This window comes from Vibrio splendidus, assembly GCF_002873455.1.
Classification (GTDB): Bacteria; Pseudomonadota; Gammaproteobacteria; order Enterobacterales; family Vibrionaceae; genus Vibrio; species Vibrio splendidus_J.
Genome location: NZ_MCUN01000002.1, coordinates 1 through 389, shown reverse-complemented (window position 1 = coordinate 389; position 389 = coordinate 1). Strand labels below are relative to the sequence as shown.

General features: G+C 43.7%; 1 rRNA gene (running past one end of the window). It reads right to left on the bottom strand.

Annotated features, from left to right (window positions below):
* Positions 1-282, bottom strand: a 23S ribosomal RNA gene (locus BCU75_RS01695) (it extends 2564 nt beyond the left edge of the window).
* Between the last annotated feature and the right edge of the window lie 107 nt (positions 283-389).

The window sequence follows — 389 nt, the reverse complement described above, 5'->3', positions numbered from 1 at the left end:
TCATTAAAAGCTTAAGGGCTAATCCAATTTCGCTCGCCGCTACTTTCGGAATCTCGGTTGATTTCTCTTCCTCGGGGTACTTAGATGTTTCAGTTCCCCCGGTTTGCCTCCTGTTGCTATGTATTCACAACAGGATACTTACTTATGTAAGTGGGTTTCCCCATTCAGGAATCCCAGACTCAAAAGGTTATTACTACCTAATCTGGGCTTATCGCAAGTTATTACGCCTTTCATCGCCTCTGACTGCCAAGGCATCCACCGTGTACGCTTAGTCACTTAACCATACAACCCGAAAGGGTCTTAGTGTATGGCAACTAACCAAGGTTTTTGGTTGTCATCAAGAAGGGTTAATTCTTAATGACTGTTTGCCGGACTCAATTGTGAATCAA